Genomic DNA, 17,713 nt, shown 5'->3' with positions numbered 1-17,713 from the left:
CGCCGCCCTTGTTTTCTGTCTCTTGCTTGAACTGCCTAGCCCAGATTGAGCTCCTTGAAGAAATCGTTGCCCTTGTCATCGATGACGATGAAGGCCGGGAAATCTTCCACTTCGATGCGCCAGATCGCTTCCATGCCGAGTTCCGGATATTCGACGACCTCGACCTTCTTGATGCAATCCTGCGCCAGACGGGCAGCCGGGCCACCGATGGAACCCAGATAGAAGCCGCCGTGCTGGCCGCAGGCTTCGCGCACCTGGCGCGAACGGTTGCCCTTGGCGAGCATCACCATCGAACCGCCGAAGGACTGGAACTGGTCTACATAGGAATCCATGCGGCCAGCCGTGGTCGGGCCGAACGAGCCGGACGCGTACCCGGCAGGCGTCTTGGCCGGGCCTGCATAATAGATCGGGTGGTTCTTGAAATAATCCGGCATGGCTTCGCCGTTTTCAAGCCGCTCGCGAATCTTGGCATGCGCCAGATCGCGCGCCACGATGATCGGTCCGGAGAGTGACAGGCGCGTCTTGACCGGGTGCTTCGACAATTCCTTGAGAATGTCCTGCATCGGTTGATTGAGGTCGATCTTGACCACATGCGACGACAGTTTTTCCTCGTCAATGTCCGGCATGTACTTGGCGGGATTGGTTTCCAGCTTTTCCAGAAAGATGCCGTCTTTGGTGATCTTGCCCTTGGCCTGACGATCCGCAGAGCAGGAAACGCCAATGCCGATCGGCAGTGAAGCGCCGTGGCGAGGCAGGCGAATGACGCGCACGTCATGGCAGAAATATTTGCCGCCGAACTGCGCGCCGACACCGAGCGACTGCGTGAGTTTGTGGATTTCAGCTTCCATTTCGAGATCACGGAAGGCGTGCCCGGTTTCCGAACCCTTGGTCGGCAGGCTGTCCAGATAGCGCGTCGAGGCGAGCTTGACCGTCTTCAGGTTCATCTCGGCGGAAGTGCCGCCGATGACGATCGCCAGATGATAAGGCGGGCAGGCGGCTGTGCCGAGGCTCAGGATCTTGTCCTTGAGGAAATCGATCATGCGGTCGTGGGTGAGGAGCGATGGCGTTCCCTGATAGAGAAACGTCTTGTTCGCCGAACCGCCGCCCTTGGCGACGAAAAGGAACTTGTAGGCGTCTTCGCCTTCTTCATAGATATCGATCTGCGCGGGCAGGTTGTTCTTGGTGTTCTTTTCCTCGAACATCGACAGGGGTGCCAGCTGCGAATAACGCAGGTTCTTCTTGTTGTAGGCGTCGAGAACGCCTGCGCCCAGCGCATCGGCATCGCCGCCTTCGGTCCACACGCGGCGGCCCTTCTTGCCCATGATGATGGCCGTGCCGGTGTCCTGACACATGGGCAGCACGCCGCCAGCGGCGATGTTGGCGTTTTTCAGGAGGTCGTAGGCAACGAACCGGTCGTTGTCGGTCGCTTCCGGGTCTTCGAGAATCCTGGCAAGCTGCTGAAGATGGCCGGGGCGCAACAGATGGTTGATATCGGCAAAAGCCGCTTCCGAAAGCAGGCGAAGCCCTTCCGGGTCAACCGTCAGGATTTCCTGTCCCTTGAACGTATCGACAGAAACATGATCCGAAGTCAGCTTGCGGTAAGGGGTGTCGTCTTCGCCAAGAGGGAAAAGATCGGCGGCGCTTGCTTCTGCCATCGCGGTACCTCGCTTGCTTGCCAGCTGCGCCAGCCGGAAATGGTCACCGTTCCGGCTCGCGCGATAGGTTGATCGAAGCCCCGAAGACAGCTCCGGAACCAAAGTCTGAGGGGCTTTTAGCGCGATGCGGGATGGATGCCACTGCGTCACTTTGTTCATCAGGGCAATCCGGGTCGGTCTCCCAAGAAGGTGCCTCAAACAATTGTGATAGGTGTGGAACGCGAAATTGCTTCCCGAAGCATTAGCGTTAAAAGTTTCTATACGAGATTGGTAAATTCTACGTGCGAGATTCGGACGGATTCGCTTGTTCAGCGAACGCATCAATTTGGGCGGTTTGAAATGCAGTTTCCCAGACACTCGCAGACAGATGAGAAGAGCAGCGCTGGGCGCGGACTAACTATCCGTCGCGCAGCGGCGCTGGCTCTGGCAGCTTCGGTGTTTCTACCCACGGCGCAGGCTGAAGCCGCGAATTCGTTATTGGAGCTTTTTCAGCAGCGCCGCCAGCAGCAGGCGCCACAGATTGCGCCCCAGCCGGAGCTTCCAAAAGCTGCGACGCCAAAAGCAGTAGCGGCCCCGCGCCCGTCTACGCCGAACACGGCCGCGCGCAGCGTTCCGCCAGCCCAGCGCGTGACGGTGAAGGGCCCGCAGATTTACGATTACAAGCCCGATGCTCTGGTCAATGTCGATTTCAGCGCGCTCGACATGGGCGTCACGGCGGCCACTGAACCTGCTACGGTCGATCCGTTGACATCGGGCATGTCGCCGATCCGCCCGAAGATGCACGAGGAAACCCCTGGGCAGCGTGCATTCGATGCAGCGGTGGACTATCTGAAATCCGTCAACGTCAAAGCCGAAAAAAAGATAGCGCAGGCTATCGTCGATTATTATTCGAACAAGCGCAGCTTCATGTGGTCGGCCGATGACAAGGTGCTGGACCGCGCCAAGGACGTCGCTGCTTTCTTTGCCCGTGCCGATGAAGACGGGCTCAATCCCGACGAATATGCGGTCACGATTCCGGCTGATACTTTCGACGCTGCGGCCCAAGCCGAGCGCCAGCAGAAACTTGCAGAATTTGAAATCCGCATGTCGGCACGCGCTCTGCGCTATGCCATCGATGCAGGCGAGGGGCGGGTGATCGCCGACCGCCTCAGCGGTTTCCACGACCTGCCGCGCGATCGCGTCGATCCGAAAACCGTTCTCGAAAAACTGGCGTCGGAAAGCGATCCGGCTGCCTATCTCCATGGCTTCCAGCCGGACAACGAGCAATATGCGGCCTTGAAGCGCGAACTGGCGAATACCGAGCCGCCCTCTGCTGAACCGATCCGTATCTCGCTGAATGGCGTCATCAAGCCCGGCGATGCCAACCCGCAGCTTGGCAAGGTGGTCGCCCTCATTTCGAGACATGCGCCCGCCAGCTATCTGGCAGAGCACAGGCAGGTGCTGGACGCCCATGCAAACGGCGACGTTTACGATCCGGAACTGGTTGCGGCCATCAAGGACTACCAGAAGCTTTCCGGCAGCACGCCGGACGGCGTCATTGGCCGCAATACGCTTTCTGCCCTTCAGGGCGAGCAGTCCTCCGTCAAGCGCGACCGTATCCTTTATTCCATGGAACGCCTGCGCTGGCTCCCGCATGATTTCGGCACGCGCTACGTGATGGTCAATCAGCCGGCTTACCGTGCGGAATATTTCGAGGATGGAAAAGAAAAGCTGGCCATGAATGTGGTCATCGGCTCTCCGAGCCACCAGACCTATTTCTTCTACAACAAGGTGCAGACGGTCGTTTTCAACCCGTCATGGGGCGTGCCGCGCTCCATCATCCTGAACGAGATGCTGCCGAAGGTCATGCGGGACACGAGCTATCTCGACCGCAACGGCTATGAGGTTTATGCGGACGGCAAGAAGGTTTCGGCCAGCGCCGTCAACTGGAGCGCGGTTGCCGCAGGCAAGGCCCATGTCGGCATTCGTCAGAAGCCGAGCCTCGACAATGCGCTGGGCGAACTCAAGATTCTGTTTCCCAATTCGCATGACATCTACATGCACGACACTCCGGCCAAGTCCTATTTCAGTCGCGACATGCGGGCGCTCAGCCACGGCTGCATCCGTCTGGAACGCCCGCGCGACATGGCCGCTGCCGTCATGGGAACAACCGTGCAGGATCTGGACAAGTATTTCGGCAAGAACGAACGCGGCATCAAGGTGAAGGAACCGGTTCCTGTCTATATCTCCTACTTCACGGCATGGCCGGATGCGAGCGGCCAGATTCGCTATTATGGCGATGTCTATGACCGTGATTCCGGCTTGCAGAAGGCATTCGACAAGACGGCGGGTTCGCGTCTGGCAGCGCTCTGAAATCCTTTGCCATTCAAAACAGAACGGCAACCATTGCAGAATGGTTGCCGTTTTTGTTTGTCGCTCGGGACAGACAGGCAGAAGATAAAATCTCTTTGGGAAGTGGCACACCAGACGCTTGACTTATGCAGGCGCAGGCCAGTATATCCGCACCACCTTGATTGAGCACTGCTCATCGGGCGTGTAGCTCAGCGGGAGAGCACTCCCTTCACACGGGAGGGGTCACAGGTTCAATCCCTGTCACGCCCACCATTTCCTTACTTCCACGCCGAATGATCCGGCTCGCCGCACTTGCCGCGAGCGCGCACGAAAGAAGCCGGAAAATTCCGGCTTGTCGATTGCGAGTTTATCGCAAACCGGCGCGGATGGTCTATCGCGACAGGATGACATCCCATTTGCCGAACTCTACGAGGCCGCAGGTTTTGGCGAGCGCAACGGACGGCAAATTGTCGAGTTGGCATCGATACTGCGGTTCAAAGCCCCGTTTGATCGCAAAATGGCTAATCCCACGGAACAATCTGGATGCATATCCCTTGCCTCTTGCATGAGGCAAGGTCAGCACGCCCGTATCCGCGAGTTTCATGTCATCCCATGGATACATGCTTGCAGCGCTGACAAGCTCGCCGTTATCGAATGCGCCAGCGACAAGCCAGTGATCAAGTTCCACAGACGCGGCGTCGAGATCATCCTCGGTGGCCTTATCGCAGAATGCATTGAAGAGCGCGGCGTCTTCTTCCGTAAGCAGACGTATATCGGGAGAAACGTCCATTTCGGCGATGTTTTTCAGCTCCGCCGCGGGAAAATAGAACAGGTGGTCTGCCCCGTGGCATTTTATGCCAGCCCTATCAAGGCGGCGGTGAAATTCCGGTGCGCTTGACGGGGTGTCCGAAAGCAACTGCCTGGCCAGCGCCTCGCGCAGAACGACCAGCGTTCTATCCGCCATCTCAAGAATGGCGCCATCGGCTTCAATCTCGAGCGCCGGCGTGGTGGCGATCGAAAAGTCTTTGTCTTCAAACACGACGCCTTCCCCACGAAAGGTGTCACGCCAATAATTGTTCACGGTATCAGAAAACACGACAGCACCAATTCTTGCTCAGTTTTCCGGAGCATGGCCCTGCGTTTGTGAAGATCGTGTGAATTTTCTGTCGGGCTTACGTGAGTTTTCTGTCGAAAGGCGGCGGCAGCGCGTCAAACTTCATCGGTCTCAGGAACGTTCATATCTCCAAAGCATAATGCACGCTGCAATCACCACCGCAGACGTCAGAACGCCTATGACAATAGAGAATAAGACCATTGCATTATCCCTGTTCCGTTTGTTTTCTTTATCGGAGGGGAGAATGACCGAGGAAATTCACTTCGTCAGGTCCGCAATGACGAATCAACATTTTTGACAGTTGAATTGACGAGTCGCGGTTTTCGCGGAAGGCCGCAACAACGGCCCATTATCGGCGTTACGACGTATATTTCTTCATGCTGTTATAAAACCTTCACCGTCGCCGGTTAGGCGAGGGCGACCGCTTGTTGAGCGGATCGGACGGGCATTAAGGGGCAGACTAACAAAATCGCTGGAATGGTGGATTCGTTGCATGTTGCGGCGATGAAGAGAATTATTTTGTCTATTTCTGAATAGGTGAAGTACATATAATGCTATATGAAGTAGTTTTTATATCGCATATGAATAATTCACAAAACTTACATCGAATAAACATTGATCAAATTCTGGTGAATAAATATAGCGGTGGCGTCTAACTCTTCCACTGGAGACGCATTTTATGACTATCAGAAAAATTCTTCTTGGTTCGGCTGCATCGCTCGTAGCGATTTCCGGCGCGCAGGCAGCCGATGCAATCGTGGCGCCTGAACCCGAAGCAGTCGAATATGTTCGCGTATGCGATGCATATGGCGCTGGCTATTTCTACATTCCGGGAACGGAAACCTGCCTGCGCATTCATGGCTATGTTCGCTATGATGCAAGCGGCGGCGACAACAACTATGCTCGCACCCCGGCACAGCTGGAGCGCGACACCTGGAACAAGCTGGCCCGCGTCAGCCTGCGTTTCTCCACCGCTTCGGAAACGGAACTCGGCACGCTCAAGACCTATAGCGAACTGCGCTATGACTGGAACGGCGACGGAAACGGCAAGGCCGACAACTACAATGGCGGCTCCACCAGCACCTCGCTGCGTTATGCCTATATCCAGCTTGGCGGCCTGCGTGTCGGTCTGGATGAATCGGCATTCGTTACCTTCACCGGCTATCTCGGCAACGTCATCAGCGACGACGTGATCCTCGCCGGCGGTTATCGCACCAACCTCATCAGCTATACCTTCAAGGGCGGAAACGGCTTCTCGGCCATCGTCTCGCTCGAAGAAGGCGGCAATTCCGACTCCAACGTGGACGTCACCATCAAGGACTACATGCCCCATGTGGTTGGCGGTCTCAAATACGAGCAGAGCTGGGGCAAGATCGCAGGCGTCGTAGCCTATGACGCCCGCAATGAGGAATGGGCCGGAAAGGTCCGCGGCGATGTCAACATCACCGATCAGTTCTCGGTCTGGCTGCAGGGCGCCTATAAGTCCAACGACGATCATTACGGCACGTCGGGTGGTTATCGCGTGCGTATCGTCGACTCGTTCTACGGCACGTGGGGCGGTGACTGGGCAGTCTGGGGCGGTGCAGCGTTCAAGGCGACCAGCAAGGCGACCTTCAACGTGCAGGCCGCTTACGACGACAGCGAAACCTTCGCCGCAACCGCCAACGTCGCCTACCAGCTGGTTCCGGGCTTCACCATTACACCTGAAGTTTCCTACACCAAGTGGCAGGACAAGAACACCAGCATGGACGGCAAGGACGCCTGGCAGGGCAAGATCCGTTTCCAGCGCTCGTTCTGACAGACTGGCTGATAGTGCCGCCAACGGCACAAGCATTGTCGTAGAACTATGATGACCTCCAGTCCATGTTTCTAGCGACAGGGGCGGCGACCTGAGCGGTCGCCGCCCTTTTGTGTTTCAGTCCATGAATTTGCAGAAGAATACAAGAAAACAACAAGTTAGAAGTATATTCGAGATTCTGCTTTAACTAAAAAAGCCCGGACTGTTCGTTCCGGGCTTTTGGATGCTCATGGCTGGTTTTTAGTCGAGAACGTAGCAGGCCTTGGCCTTGCCGCGTGCCGGATCGCCGAAGGCGCGGTTGTCGCAGCGAACGCCATTCCGGAAGACGCCTTCCGTGAACCGGCCCTCAGCGCCGTAGCGGACGCGCTTGCGCCCGTAAAAATCACAGAAACCGCCTTCCTTCGCGCAACGGCTCCAGTCACGGTCACGGTCGCGATCTTCGTAGCGGTCATACGGGTCATACCGGCCCGGACGATCGCGGCGATCAGGACGGCCCGGACGATCTGGCCTGTCCCAGCGATCCTGAACGACGAAGGAGCAGCTCTTCTTCTGGCCCGGCGCGGGATCGCCGAAAACCCGGTTGGAGCAGTTGACCTGCGGGCGGTCGATGAAGCGCGAGGTATTCCGTCCGCCAGTGCCGTAAACCACTTCGGCCGGGTAGGGCAGCTGGCAAATTCCGTTCTCGCTTGCGCAACGCTGCAGCTGTGCTGCCGATGCCGGTGCAACAAGCGGGGCGAGGACGGTTACCAGGCCGCCAAGGCATATTGAAGCAATGGTCGTCTTGAGTGCAGGTATCATGATGTGTCCCTCTGATATCGGTGAAATATGCTTTAGTTCCGGTATCTTGAACAGAGGATGAATGTGCTGTGACCAATGGGAATTTTGCCGGGTGGTTAAGAATTCCATGAGGTGGGGTCGACAAACATTTTCCGCTCTGGTTTGCTGCGGCAAGAATGAGGTTCTGAAATGCACCGACTGCCTTTTCGTTTCACGTCGATCATCGTCGTGCTGGCGGGCATGATTGCCGTCGGGTTTTATGTCGGCCACAAAACGAAAGAGGCGCGCCAGACATCGCTTGTTCAACGTTCCGCGCCATCTGAAGCTGGAATATAGTCCCGCTCTTTTGCTCGGAACGAGCTTCCTTTCCCGCAGGTTTCATGAAATGAGAGTGAAACACTCACCTTCACTCTTCGGAGGCTGCCCGCATGCATGGCGAATATAAAGTCCACGGTGGAAAACTTGTCGTTGTCGATCTGGATGTCCGCGACGGACGCCTGAGCGATGTGCAGGTTGCGGGAGATTTCTTCCTTGAGCCGGACGAGGCCCTGCAGGACATCTGCAATGCCATTGAGGGCCTTTCAGTCGATGCATCGTCGGAGCAAATCGCAGACGCGGTGAGGGCGGGCCTCCGCCCGGATGCCATGATGCTGGGTTTCAGCCCCGAAGCGGTGGCGATAGCCGTCAGGCGAGCACTGGGCGTTGCGCGCACATGGCGGGATTTCGAGTGGCAGATCGTTGAAATGCCTGCGGTTTCGCCCGCCATGCATCTCGCATTGGATGAAGTCCTGGCACAGGAAGTCGCCGCGGGGCGCCGCGCGCCTACACTCCGCTTCTGGGAATGGGAGCGCCCGGCCATCATCATCGGCGCGTTCCAGTCGCTGCGCAACGAAGTCGATATGGAAGCGACACGCGAATTCGGCGTCGAGACCGTCCGCCGCGTGACCGGCGGCGGCGCCATGTTCGTGGAACCTGGCAGCACCATCACCTATTCGCTTTATGCGCCGGGCGAACTCGTGCGTGATATGAGCTTTGCTGATTCCTATGCATTTCTGGACGACTGGGTGCTGAAAGCGCTCAATTCGCTTGGCATCGACGCTTTCTACAAGCCGCTCAACGATATTTCGAGTTCCAAAGGCAAGATCGGCGGCGCGGCGCAGAAGCGCTTTTCCAAGGGAACGGTCCTTCACCATGTAACCATGGCCTACGACATGGACGCCGAGAAGATGGTGAAGGTGCTGCGCATCGGGCGTGAGAAGCTGAGCGACAAGGGCACGGCAAGTGCCGTCAAGCGCGTCGATCCGGTGCGCAGTCAGACGGGCCTGCCGCGAGAGGAAGTCATCAAGCGCATGAAGGAAACCTTCGTGTCGCTCAATGGCGGCGTCAGCAGCACGATTACGCCGGAGGAATACGCGGCTGCGGAAAAGCTCGTGGTCGAGAAATTCTCGACCGAGCATTGGCTGCACAACATTCCCTGAACATTCTGTCACGCTCACAATCGCGAAGCAGGGTGACTTGACCGTGCCGTCATGGCATAGGGAGGCCGCAACGCGACCGCCTTACGTTCCATCCTCTTACAAAGTTCTTCCGTTTCATGATCCGCATCGACAATATCAGCAAGTCCAACAGCCATCGAATTCTCTATATCGAGGCGTCCGCCGCTTTGAACCGCGGCGAAAAGATCGGCCTTGTCGGTCCCAACGGGGCGGGAAAGACGACATTGTTCCGGATGATTACGGGTGACGAACAGCCCGACGAAGGACAGGTTTCCGTCGAAAAAGGCGTGACGGTTGGTTATTTCGACCAGAATGTCGGTGAAATGGGCGGACGGTCTGCCGTGGCGGAAGTCATGGAAGGTGCTGGCCCGGTCAGCGTGGTGGCAGCGGAACTCCGCGAGCTTGAAGCTGCTATGGTCGATCCGGACCGCATGGACGAGATGGATGCGATCATCGAGCGCTACGGTGAAGTGCAGGCGCGTTATGAGGAACTGGACGGCTATGGTCTGGACGGCCGCGCGCGCGAGGTTCTGGCGGGCCTGAGCTTCACGCAGGAAATGATGGATGGCGATGTCGGCAAGCTTTCCGGCGGCTGGAAAATGCGCGTTGCGCTGGCGCGCATCCTGCTGATGCGTCCGGACGTGATGCTGCTCGACGAACCGAGCAACCATCTCGATCTCGAAAGCCTCATCTGGCTGGAAGCGTTCCTGAAGAATTATGACGGCGCGCTGCTGATGACCTCGCACGACCGGGAATTCATGAACCGCATTGTCACCAAGATCATTGAAATCGACGGCGGCTCGCTGACCACCTATTCCGGCGACTATGCTTTCTATGAGGGGCAGAGGGCGCTGAACGAAAAGCAGCAGCAAGCCCAGTTCGAGCGTCAGCAGGCGATGCTTGCCAAGGAAATCAAGTTCATCGAGCGCTTCAAGGCGCGTGCTTCCCATGCATCGCAGGTCCAGAGCCGCGTGAAGAAACTGGAGAAGATCGATCGCGTGGAGCCGCCACGCCGTCGCCAGACCGTCGCCTTCGATTTCGCTCCGGCGCCGCGTTCGGGTGAGGACGTGGTGAGCCTCAAGGGCGTGCACAAGACCTATGGAAGCCGCACGATCTATGACGGCTTCGACTTCATGGTCCGCCGCCGCGAACGCTGGTGCATCATGGGCGTCAACGGTGCGGGAAAATCGACGCTGCTGAAACTGGTCGCGGGCGCTGCCGAGCCGGACAAAGGCAATGTCAATATCGGTGCCAGCGTCAAGCTTGGTTATTTCGCGCAGCATGCGATGGACGTGCTCGACGGGGACGCGACCATACTGGAATGGCTGGAAGAGCGCTTTCCCAAGGCTGGGCAGGCTCCGCTTCGTGCACTCGCCGGCTGCTTTGGATTTTCCGGCGACGATATCGAAAAGAAGTGCCGCGTGCTTTCAGGTGGGGAAAAGGCCCGCCTGGTCATGGCGGCAATGCTGTTCGATCCGCCGAATTTCCTGGTCCTGGACGAGCCGACCAACCACCTTGATCTCGATACCAAGGAAATGCTCATCAAGGCGCTTGCCGCCTATGAGGGTACGATGCTGTTCGTATCGCACGACCGGCATTTTCTCGGTGCCTTGTCGAACCGCGTTCTGGAACTGACGCCGGACGGCATTCATCAATATGGCGGCGGTTATACGGAATATGTCGAGCGGACGGGGCAGGAGGCCCCGGGCTTGCGTTCGTGACGCATGATTTACGACAAGATTTGCGTCGTTTAATCAAATAAGCCATTGATGCACATGCGCGGTTCGGTTAGAAACGCGCATGCAAAGGCTTCGAGCCTTCCGGCTATGCACCCGTAGCTCAGCTGGATAGAGTGCTGCCCTCCGAAGGCAGAGGTCACAGGTTCGAATCCTGTCGGGTGCGCCAAATATTTCTAGAATTCTCAGGCCCAAACGTCTTTAGCTTCTCAACGACCTCGGTGGGAAGGTCGTGCGCATGCCGCTGTCCACCCTTCTTCACCCCGATGCCTGGAGATGACGACGGGCAGGGAATAGAGATACGCGATTCCTCCCGGATATCTCCTACCCCACCCCAAAGCGATCACGATAAGAGCGGGGCGTAACTCCCAAGCGTTTTTGGAATGCGCGGTGCAAGGAATGGAGGCTGCCGAAACCTGAGCGCTCGGCGATGCGTGGCAGAGACCAGTCCGATGTCTCAAGAAGCGCCTTCGCACGCTCAATCCGTGCAGCTTCCACGAATTGTGCCGGTGTCGTGCCGGTTTCCCTGTGGAAGGAGCGCGAGAAGGTCCGCTCGCTCATTCCCGCGCGGTCCGCTAGAGCGGGACCGGAAAGATCTCCGGTCGGATTCTCGATGATTTCGTCCAATAGCCTGCGCAGGCGCGGCGTGGCGTCGACCTGGGTCGCCAGAACCGGACTGAATTGCGATTGCCCTCCCGGCCTGCGCATGAACAGCACCAACTGTCGAGCGACGGACAATGCTGTTTGCGCCCCGCAATCGGCTTCAACTAATGCCAGGCATAAATCGATACCTGTCGTGACGCCTGCCGAGGTATATGTCGGCGGCTCAGCGACGAATATAGCATCAGGTTCGACATTGACCTGCGGTCGAAGCTCCTTCAGGAGGCCGACGGAATTCCAGTGCGTGGTCGCACGCTTCCCGTCCAGGAACCCACCAGCAGCGAGCACGAACGCGCCGGTGCAAACACTGACAAGTCGACGCGTTGTGCTACTGCGTGACTTCAGCCATTCGACCAATGTCGTGCCGAAGATAACGCTGCGCAATGCTTCTTCGCTGCCGCCGGCCACGATGATCGTATCGATCTCATTCGGCAGCTTGTGCAACGCCACGGCATTTCCCAATTGCAATCCGCCGGCTGAATTGCATTTCACGCAGCCACCGGCCGAAGAAGCCAATGTAACAACATACTGCGGTGTGGGTTGTGAGAGGTAGAGGTTCGCCGCCGCGAAAACTTCCATAGGCCCGACCACGTCCATGGCCTGCACCCCGTCATACCCGATTACGACAATCAGCCTGGTCTTTTGCATCATTGGCGTAAAATGCGATAGAATTGACATTTCCGCCATAACTTTCAGCGGCTATTTGAGGCGTTTCTATCAAACACGGATAAACCTCATGTGCCGTCTTATGAAAATTCTCCTTGCGGTCTTTCTGGTCGCCTCCTGCATTTCGGGGGCGGGAAGTGCTGTGGCTGCCGATGCCAACTCCATTCATCTGCCGCCTGTGAAGCCCGGACGAGGACGGCCGCTCGTTGCGATTGTGGCTGATAATGGAGGCACGGAGACAACCGATCTCATTGTGCCTTATGGCGTATTGAAGGGGGCGGATGTTGCGGATGTCGCCATTGTCTCGCCTCACGCCGGTCCAGTCAGCTTGATGCCCGCGCTTAAAATCCAGCCGGATACGACCATACATGCATTTGACGTGGCCCATCCGGAGGGCGCTGACATCATTATCGTGCCGGCGATGCATGACAGCAGGAACGAAGCCGTGATCGGGTGGGTACGAGATCAGTCCGGCAAGGGAGCAGTCGTCGTGTCCATCTGCGAGGGTGCATGGATAGCCGCTCGCGCCGGCATCCTCGACGGAAGGGCGGCAACCACCCATTGGTACGCGTTCGACAAGATCGCAAGAAATTTTCCCAGGGCACGATGGGTTCGGGACCAGCGCTATGTTTTTGATGACAATGTCATGACCACCACCGGCGTCACCGCTTCGATTCCCACAAGCCTTGCCCTGGTTGAAGCCTTGGCGGGACGTGCAAAAGCGAAAGCGATGGCGGCCGAACTCGGTGCCGGAAATTGGACTTCGGCCCATGATTCCGCATCGTTTCATCTTACGGCGCGTCGCATGTGGCTCGTTGCTCGCAACTTTCTCTCGTTCTGGAACCGTGAGACCCTATCGATCCCGGTCACCGACGGCTTTGACGAAATTGCGCTTGCGCTCAGCGCCGACGCATGGTCGAGAACTTATCGTTCGCAAGCGGTCGCCACGTCCGGAAAGGCACTTGTCGAATCGCGTTACGGTCTTGCCCTGATACCGGATCAGAATGCGGATACAGGCAAAAGCCAGCTATCTCTCGATCAGACAATTGCCTCGGCGAAGGCTCTAGACCACACTCTTAAGGAGATTGCAGCACGCTATGGCGACGCAACCGCAGACCTGGTCGCACTGCAACTGGAATATGCCCGATAGAGCAAACTGGCAGCGACTACGGGTTCAATTGAGTCTGGAAGTTCGATGCCGATGCTGCTTTGAGCAGATAATCCGGTGAGAATCGGGCGCACGCCTTGACCGTGATTGCCGAGAAGAGCGCGCCAGATATTCGGAATCTCATCATTCGTCCGCGCGTACCTGCGCGTGTGAAATTAACCCGAATATGAATGTTCCGCCGACGACGTTCCCCAACAATGTGGGGAGGCCGAACTTAAAGATGCTGTCAAATGGTGAAACTTCCCCAATTATCAGCAGAAACAACACCTCGATCGAGCCAACGATGATGTGTGTCAGATCGCCGATCGCAATGAGGTAGGTGACGAGAAATATCAACGCTATGTGACCTTGTTTGGTGCTGTGGAGCATCCAGACCAGCGTCGCGATAAGCCACCCCGACATAATGCCCTTGCTGAACAACTCATTGCTGGTGTTGGCCATGAGGTGCCTTCCCATGCCGATGAAGGTCTTTGTCACCTCGTCTGAAAAAATAGGCATCGAGGCCATAACGTAGGCCGCAATGGCGCCTCCGATCAGGTTGCCGAAAAGGACTATTCCCCAGAGCCTGATCATCTTCAGAAAGTGGGACAAAGTAGGTTCAACCATGAACGGCAGAACCGGAGTGATCGTATTTTCGGTGAATAGTTGCTGATTGGCGATGATGACGATTATGAAACCGACGGTATAACCTGCGGAACTTATCAGGAAGAACAGGTCCCCATCGGGGAGATAGGTCTCCAGAATGCCGCGAGCGATCATCGAAGTGCTCATGGATATACCGCCCGCAATGGCAGACCAGAGCAGCGCCATAGCTTCGCGATTGATCTCCTTTTCTCCGTCGCGCCGGATCAGCTCGTGTATTGCCGCCGATTTCGACGGGAGAACTTCTTTTAGTCCATCCGCAGTCGGTTCTGTCTCTTCCGGATTGGACATGGCGATCCCCTCACTGTTTCGATTTCGGCAGATAGAGCGTCGCAGTTGTTTGTCGAGAGACGGAACTCGATCGCCGGAGGTTCGTTTCGTCTGTCGTGAACAGGAGAATTGAATGCGAAAGTCCTTATTGTTTTTTATTCTGGCCGTTGCCGTTATCCTGGGCTTCATTTTCGCAACGCCTTATTACTATGGCGTAAGTCCGCAAAACAGCGGCGAACAAGGCTCGTCTGACGGGCAGTAGCCTCCAAGCTTCAAAAAGCCCGGAACAGGTCAGGATCACTTCGCCGTCCGGCCAAAGCCGAGGCCAAGGGGAAGGGTTAGTCAAATAGCCAGCAAAGGCATCCCCTTGCGTTCGCCCTGCTTGTTCGGCAAAGTGCGCGCAAGTCGTAATCGTCCGAAATCGGACCGATTTATGGTGGAAGGGCAAGGCATGGGTTTCTCTTCGAATGAGCCCCCAAAAGGCTTTTACGTCTCGAACAGGAACCTTCCAGAAAAGGATCGCACCGAGAATTGGCGCGAGGCCGTCTCACCTCTCTATGAAGCGCTGGAAGCTCCCGTTGAAGGAGCAACTTCCATAGAAGGTGCGATTCATTCGCTCCTGTTGGGAGAGCGGGTGATTATGTTCGCGGCGTTTGGGGGGCATCGCTGCGTAAGAACCCGGGAATGGATCAAGCGAAGCACCTATGATTATTACTATGTCCAGCTTTGCGTCAGCGGTCTGTGCTTTGGATCATTTGAGGGACGTGAGATCAGTCTTTCCCCGGGAGATATTCATATCGGTTCGGTGACTGCCGTTTTTGATGCGGCCTGCAGCAACTCGACCGCAACTTTATCCTTAATGCTCGACAAGGACGAACTGGAGTATATCTGCGGGGTTTCGAATCTGAATGGGAAGGTTATCCGGGGCAACACTGCGCTGGGCGAGCTTCTTGGAATGCTGTTTCGGGGTTCATATCGCGAGGCAGGTGATCTTTCGTTCAAGGAGGGCGCTGCCTGTGGTGATGTCCTGTTACACTTGCTTGCCTCTGCCGTGAAATACGATCACGACAATATCCGAAGCGCTCCATCGGAACAGCTTCGAAATCAGGTGCTCCAGTTCATAAACAGGAACATCAACGATCCGAAACTGGACGTCGACCTCATATTGGAACGGTTCAGCATATCCCGTTCGCATCTTTACCGATTGCTGGAAGCAGACGGTGGTGCTGCCGGATTGATCAGGAAGAAACGGCTGCAACTGGCACGCAATGAATTGATCAGGCGCAAGGAGGATGAAGGGCTGCGCATCAAGGCAGTTGCTAACAAATACGGTTTCTCGAATACGGGCCGGTTTGCCAGAAGCTTCCAGCACCAGTTCTCCCTTTCACCCTCCGAGTTCTTGAAAAAACAGAGCGAGGACGAAGCCCTCGCGGGACAGATCATCAGACTGCACGGACATTACGGGAACCTCAAAGATCGATGGAATATGAACGCCGTCGGTTGAGAACTGAAATGGCTTGGAGGGCCCGGTGCGCGCAAGCGAAAAGACAGTGTGCAAGCCGCGCCGAACCATCTAATGATAGCGACGGGGGAGAAATTATGACGAGTCGGCAATTCGCATTGCCCGCGTGAATCTTCCCCCTTTGCAAGCGGCCGGACCGGAAGAACAATTCCGGAGCGAGCCGGTACGAAATGGGAGGAACTGGAATGCGCGTTTTAAAGCGTATCGCTGTGGCAGCTTCGATGGTGGGGATCGTGGCCACGACAGGTGGTTTTGCAATTGGCGCAGCAAGCGCCGAAGAACCGCTGAAACTGATTATCGGAACGGAAGGCGCGTATCCGCCGTTCAATTTCATCAATCCGGATGGCTCTCTTTCCGGCTTCGATGTCGATATCGCACGGGCGCTTTGCGAGGAGATGAAGGCCGAGTGCACATTCATCACACAGGAGTGGGATGGCACTATTCCGGCGCTTCAGGCCGGGAAGTTTGACGCTTATGTTTCCTCCATGTCGATCACGGAAGAGCGCAAGAAACAGGTCGATTTTTCCGATAAATACTACAACACGCCACCCGGCATTGCCGCGCCGAAGGACACCGACATCAAGGGCGTGACCAAGGAAGACTTGGCAGGCAAGACGATCGGCGTTCAGGTGTCCACGACGCATGCGAATTATGCCGAACACGCCTTCACCGAGAGCACCATCAAGGCCTATCCGACAGCGGAAGAATATCGCCTGGACATGGCCAATGGCCGCCTGGATGCCGTCAACGATGACAGCGTAACGCTGAGCGAGTGGCTGAAGACGCCGGATGGCGCCTGCTGCAAGATGGTCGGCACCTATCCGCCCGATGACAACATCCATGGTGTTGGCGTCGGCGTTGCCTTGAAGAAGGGACGCCCGGAACTGGTCGAAAAGTTCAACAAGGCGATCAAGGCCATCCGTGCCAACGGCAAGTACAAGGAAGTCAACGACAAATACTTTGATTTCGACGCCTACGGCCCTGAAAAATAAGTACAAAAGGACGTTGGTCCACCGATAATGGCAATGCCGTCACCGGCGGCATTGCTATTGGCAGCCATGATGGCGGCAAGACTGTGCCTCCATATAATCATGAGGCAGTTGTTGGAGTTGAGAATTCTCGTGCCGGCAAGGACAATGCCTGATCTTGCCGTGCACGGGAGTTCCAGATGTATCGAATACTGTGCCTGATGGTTTCCGGTTTCGCGCTTGCGCATATGTCTTCATACTATCGGCAGGATATGCCGGCCGTATCATATGCTGCAACAAAGGGCTGTATCTGTGACAAGAACCGCCAGCCGGTCTCTGCGTGTCTGGATGTTTGCCAGTGGACCAACTGAATTTAATGAGGAATTGAGAACATCCCGGAGAAATAATGCGACCTGAAAATCTCGTCATTCGCGCAGTGGAAGCTGCGGATGCGGAAGGACTCACCCATTTGCAGAACATGCCGGGATTTCGGTTCGGTACTTTGCGCACTCCGTTTCAACGCCTCGAGACGACACGCAAGTGGCTGGAAGCGCTCGGGCCGGAAGCCACGATTCTGGTTGCGACGATCAATGAAGAGATTGTCGGAAACGGCTTGCTCCGGCACGCAGGACGGCGTGGTCATAGCGCGGCAATCATCATGGGCATACATGACGACCATATCGGGAAGGGCATCGGCACGGCATTCATGGCCGAACTGATCGACATTGCCGACAACTGGCTCGACCTGAAACGGCTTGAACTCACCGTTTACGTCGACAATGCCCCTGCAATCCGCCTCTATGAAAAGTTCGGTTTTGTTTCGGAAGGCATACGCCGGAAAGATGCTTTCCGGGCCGGTGAGTTTGTCGATTCGCTCGCAATGGCCAGGCTCAACTTCTGACGCCGTTCT

Annotated in this window: 14 protein-coding genes and 2 tRNA genes; 11 read left to right on the top strand and 5 right to left on the bottom strand. The window is 56.5% G+C overall.

Features of this window, described 5'->3' with window-relative positions; translation table 11 throughout:
* Positions 1-35: 35 nt before the first annotated feature.
* On the bottom strand, positions 36-1,655 hold the full coding sequence (locus ABWW28_RS04850) for a fumarate hydratase (RefSeq protein WP_025091462.1): 1,620 nt from the start codon (positions 1,653-1,655) through the stop codon (positions 36-38).
* Positions 1,656-1,994: 339 nt separating this feature from the next.
* Here ABWW28_RS04850 and ABWW28_RS04845 point away from each other — a divergent pair, with 339 nt between their 5' ends.
* Entirely contained in the window at positions 1,995-4,007 is a 2,013-nt protein-coding gene (locus ABWW28_RS04845; RefSeq protein WP_006472170.1) for a L,D-transpeptidase family protein, read from the top strand.
* A gap of 177 nt (positions 4,008-4,184) precedes the next feature.
* Positions 4,185-4,259, top strand: a tRNA-Val gene (locus ABWW28_RS04840).
* A 118-nt stretch (positions 4,260-4,377) separates the two neighbouring features.
* On the opposite strand, the gene ABWW28_RS04835 is transcribed toward ABWW28_RS04840, so the two are convergent.
* Positions 4,378-5,025 (bottom strand): GNAT family N-acetyltransferase, encoded by a 648-nt coding sequence (locus tag ABWW28_RS04835; protein WP_139309254.1) that lies wholly within the window; start codon positions 5,023-5,025, stop codon positions 4,378-4,380.
* Positions 5,026-5,779: 754 nt separating this feature from the next.
* Between ABWW28_RS04835 and ABWW28_RS04830 the strand changes: the two genes are divergently transcribed.
* Positions 5,780-6,898, top strand: coding sequence for a porin (locus ABWW28_RS04830; RefSeq protein WP_006466749.1), 1,119 nt, complete (start codon positions 5,780-5,782; stop codon positions 6,896-6,898).
* Between the two features lie 240 nt (positions 6,899-7,138).
* Here the strand turns inward: ABWW28_RS04830 and ABWW28_RS04825 are convergent, their stop codons facing one another.
* Entirely contained in the window at positions 7,139-7,696 is a 558-nt protein-coding gene (locus ABWW28_RS04825) for a hypothetical protein (protein WP_006472740.1), read from the bottom strand.
* Positions 7,697-7,864: 168 nt separating this feature from the next.
* Between ABWW28_RS04825 and ABWW28_RS04820 the strand changes: the two genes are divergently transcribed.
* The 4 genes from ABWW28_RS04820 (at position 7,865) to ABWW28_RS04805 (ending at position 11,076) form a co-directional block, all read left to right on the top strand.
* Complete coding sequence (locus tag ABWW28_RS04820; protein WP_021585107.1) at positions 7,865-8,011, top strand: hypothetical protein; 147 nt, start codon at positions 7,865-7,867, stop codon at positions 8,009-8,011.
* 92 nt (positions 8,012-8,103) lie between these two features.
* Positions 8,104-9,153, top strand: coding sequence for a lipoate-protein ligase LplAB (lplAB, locus tag ABWW28_RS04815; protein WP_006472738.1), 1,050 nt, complete (start codon positions 8,104-8,106; stop codon positions 9,151-9,153).
* 116 nt (positions 9,154-9,269) lie between these two features.
* Positions 9,270-10,892 (top strand): ABC-F family ATP-binding cassette domain-containing protein, encoded by a 1,623-nt coding sequence (locus ABWW28_RS04810; RefSeq protein ID WP_006472737.1) that lies wholly within the window; start codon positions 9,270-9,272, stop codon positions 10,890-10,892.
* A 107-nt stretch (positions 10,893-10,999) separates the two neighbouring features.
* A tRNA-Arg gene (locus tag ABWW28_RS04805) sits at positions 11,000-11,076 on the top strand.
* A gap of 155 nt (positions 11,077-11,231) precedes the next feature.
* Here the strand turns inward: ABWW28_RS04805 and ABWW28_RS04800 are convergent.
* A complete protein-coding gene (locus tag ABWW28_RS04800; protein WP_021585108.1) occupies positions 11,232-12,218 on the bottom strand; it encodes a GlxA family transcriptional regulator in 987 nt (328 codons plus the stop codon).
* Between the two features lie 97 nt (positions 12,219-12,315).
* Here ABWW28_RS04800 and ABWW28_RS04795 point away from each other — a divergent pair, with 97 nt between their 5' ends.
* A complete protein-coding gene (locus ABWW28_RS04795) occupies positions 12,316-13,383 on the top strand; it encodes a DJ-1/PfpI family protein (protein ID WP_100229512.1) in 1,068 nt (355 codons plus the stop codon).
* A gap of 141 nt (positions 13,384-13,524) precedes the next feature.
* Here ABWW28_RS04795 and ABWW28_RS04790 read toward each other — a convergent pair whose 3' ends face one another.
* Positions 13,525-14,334: a formate/nitrite transporter family protein gene (locus ABWW28_RS04790; protein ID WP_021585109.1), complete on the bottom strand. Its 810-nt coding sequence runs from the start codon at positions 14,332-14,334 to the stop codon at positions 13,525-13,527.
* Positions 14,335-14,764: 430 nt separating this feature from the next.
* On the opposite strand from ABWW28_RS04790, the gene ABWW28_RS04785 reads away from it, so the two are divergent.
* The 3 genes from ABWW28_RS04785 to ABWW28_RS04775 all read left to right on the top strand — a co-directional run bounded on the left by ABWW28_RS04785 (position 14,765) and on the right by ABWW28_RS04775 (position 17,704).
* Positions 14,765-15,817: a helix-turn-helix domain-containing protein gene (locus tag ABWW28_RS04785; RefSeq protein ID WP_075041677.1), complete on the top strand. Its 1,053-nt coding sequence runs from the start codon at positions 14,765-14,767 to the stop codon at positions 15,815-15,817.
* Positions 15,818-16,020: 203 nt separating this feature from the next.
* Positions 16,021-16,827: an ABC transporter substrate-binding protein gene (locus tag ABWW28_RS04780; RefSeq protein ID WP_006470415.1), complete on the top strand. Its 807-nt coding sequence runs from the start codon at positions 16,021-16,023 to the stop codon at positions 16,825-16,827.
* A gap of 382 nt (positions 16,828-17,209) precedes the next feature.
* The gene (locus ABWW28_RS04775) at positions 17,210-17,704 is read left to right on the top strand and encodes a GNAT family N-acetyltransferase (RefSeq protein WP_006470416.1); all 495 of its coding nucleotides are present in this window, start codon (positions 17,210-17,212) and stop codon (positions 17,702-17,704) included.
* Positions 17,705-17,713 lie beyond the last annotated feature (9 nt).

The sequence above is a fragment of the Brucella sp. NBRC 14130 genome, assembly GCF_040371715.1.
GTDB lineage: Bacteria > Pseudomonadota > Alphaproteobacteria > Rhizobiales > Rhizobiaceae > Brucella > Brucella intermedia.
The sequence above is the reverse complement of the archived record's forward strand: the minus strand, read 5'-3'. Positions and strand labels throughout refer to the sequence as shown.

What these genes read in the sequence shown, in the direction of transcription:
- ABWW28_RS04820 (WP_021585107.1), top strand. Translation starts at nt 7,865, where the DNA reads ATGCACCGACTGCCTTTTCGTTTCACGTCGATCATCGTCGTGCTGGCG.
- ABWW28_RS04800 (WP_021585108.1), bottom strand. Translation starts at nt 12,218, where the DNA reads ATGATGCAAAAGACCAGGCTGATTGTCGTAATCGGGTATGACGGGGTG.
- ABWW28_RS04795 (WP_100229512.1), top strand. Translation starts at nt 12,316, where the DNA reads ATGAAAATTCTCCTTGCGGTCTTTCTGGTCGCCTCCTGCATTTCGGGG.
- ABWW28_RS04850 (WP_025091462.1), bottom strand. Translation starts at nt 1,655, where the DNA reads ATGGCAGAAGCAAGCGCCGCCGATCTTTTCCCTCTTGGCGAAGACGAC.
- ABWW28_RS04845 (WP_006472170.1), top strand. Translation starts at nt 1,995, where the DNA reads ATGCAGTTTCCCAGACACTCGCAGACAGATGAGAAGAGCAGCGCTGGG.
- ABWW28_RS04785 (WP_075041677.1), top strand. Translation starts at nt 14,765, where the DNA reads ATGGGTTTCTCTTCGAATGAGCCCCCAAAAGGCTTTTACGTCTCGAAC.
- lplAB (WP_006472738.1), top strand. Translation starts at nt 8,104, where the DNA reads ATGCATGGCGAATATAAAGTCCACGGTGGAAAACTTGTCGTTGTCGAT.
- ABWW28_RS04825 (WP_006472740.1), bottom strand. Translation starts at nt 7,696, where the DNA reads ATGATACCTGCACTCAAGACGACCATTGCTTCAATATGCCTTGGCGGC.
- ABWW28_RS04775 (WP_006470416.1), top strand. Translation starts at nt 17,210, where the DNA reads ATGCGACCTGAAAATCTCGTCATTCGCGCAGTGGAAGCTGCGGATGCG.
- ABWW28_RS04790 (WP_021585109.1), bottom strand. Translation starts at nt 14,334, where the DNA reads ATGTCCAATCCGGAAGAGACAGAACCGACTGCGGATGGACTAAAAGAA.
- ABWW28_RS04780 (WP_006470415.1), top strand. Translation starts at nt 16,021, where the DNA reads ATGCGCGTTTTAAAGCGTATCGCTGTGGCAGCTTCGATGGTGGGGATC.
- ABWW28_RS04810 (WP_006472737.1), top strand. Translation starts at nt 9,270, where the DNA reads ATGATCCGCATCGACAATATCAGCAAGTCCAACAGCCATCGAATTCTC.
- ABWW28_RS04830 (WP_006466749.1), top strand. Translation starts at nt 5,780, where the DNA reads ATGACTATCAGAAAAATTCTTCTTGGTTCGGCTGCATCGCTCGTAGCG.